The sequence below is a fragment of the Bacillus sp. P4_D3 genome (assembly GCF_056401855.1).
Window position 1 is genome coordinate 1 of sequence record NZ_JBFUIN010000815.1, and the last position, 1,297, is coordinate 1,297.

The following is a 1,297-nucleotide window of genomic DNA, read 5'->3' on the forward strand; positions in this document are numbered from 1 at the left end:
AGGTAGCATAGCGAAAAATTTGAAACCCGTCAGGGTTTATTTGATGTGCCTACTTTTATGCTATCTATAAAAGATAATAAAAGACTACGTGAAAAAACCACATTTTGTATAAAAAGATACCTTAAGTTGATGGATGTGGGGTCTCGTCACATGCTTATCAAGCTAAGAAATTAGTTGTTCTCCAAAACGAAAAAATTAACTAAATCCCCATAAATAACTATAGGAAGATAAAAACACTGTAGCTTTCGAATAAAGTTTGATCAAAATTATGTAGTTGTTTGGTGATAATAAAATTGTTTCATTTATAATAAAATCATTTAAAAATTAATAGAGTTATTCAATTTATTCTGACGGTAATAATAAAGTAATTAAAAAGTGAAAATATTTGTTTGGAAAATACGGTTACTCATTTGCGATATTTACGTACCATGAAACAACTAATTACACTGTCTATAACTGAAATTCTCTTTGATTTCGAATGCTTTACAAACAAAAAAAATAGCACGAATGTTCGTATGAAGGTATAATTATAAGTATCTTAAAATCAAAGGAGGTCTTGCCTTATGAGTCAAAGAATTTCCTACTATGATGTTGCACCTGATGGCATGAAAATTATGATGGATATGGAGAAGTACACTAAGAAATCTACAATTAATCGAATTACTAGAGAACTTATAAAGATTAGAGTCTCTCAAATTAACGGTTGTGCTTTCTGCATGGATATGCATACATCAGATGCCCGTAAGATAGGTGAAACCGAACAACGAATTTATTGCTTGAATGCTTGGAATGAATGTGATTTTTATACACCTGAAGAGAAAGTTGCTCTTGAACTATCTGAGCATATTACTCTAATTCCCACTAAAAGAGTTCCTGAAGACCTATATAAGCGAGTACGTGAACACTATGACGAGAAACAATATGTTGACCTTGTTCTGGTAATTAATCAAATCAACAGTTGGAATAGAATTTCTATTGCAATGGGAAATACAGCAACTAAAAAATAATTGCTCTCAACGAACGGTAAATAAGAATAAAATTAAAGATGTTTAAAAATCACAATACAATTGTTTCATTTTTCTTTATTACGCAGTTATCATAAATTGTAACATAACCAAATTTTTGAAATTTATTGGTTCATCCTTTATAGCTTTTATAATAATATTATCTTGAAACACGAAGGGACTGAACTATGCGCAGATATCAATATCTTGACCCCAAAATAAAAACATAATGGAGGTAAAAATATTGATTACAGAACTACAAACCGAAAGATTAGTTTTAAGAAAAATGAAAG

General features: G+C 29.8%; 1 protein-coding gene. It reads left to right on the forward strand.

Annotation, left to right across the window (positions count from 1 at the left end; translation table 11 throughout):
• Positions 1 to 563 precede the first annotated feature (563 nt).
• Positions 564 to 1,007 (forward strand): carboxymuconolactone decarboxylase family protein, encoded by a 444-nt coding sequence (locus AC1DTM_RS26955; RefSeq protein ID WP_000083030.1) that lies wholly within the window; start codon positions 564 to 566, stop codon positions 1,005 to 1,007.
• The last annotated feature ends 290 nt before the right edge of the window (positions 1,008 to 1,297 follow it).

Coding starts and splice junctions, on each gene's coding strand:
- AC1DTM_RS26955 (WP_000083030.1), top strand. CDS start 564: ATGAGTCAAAGAATTTCCTACTATGATGTTGCACCTGATGGCATGAAA.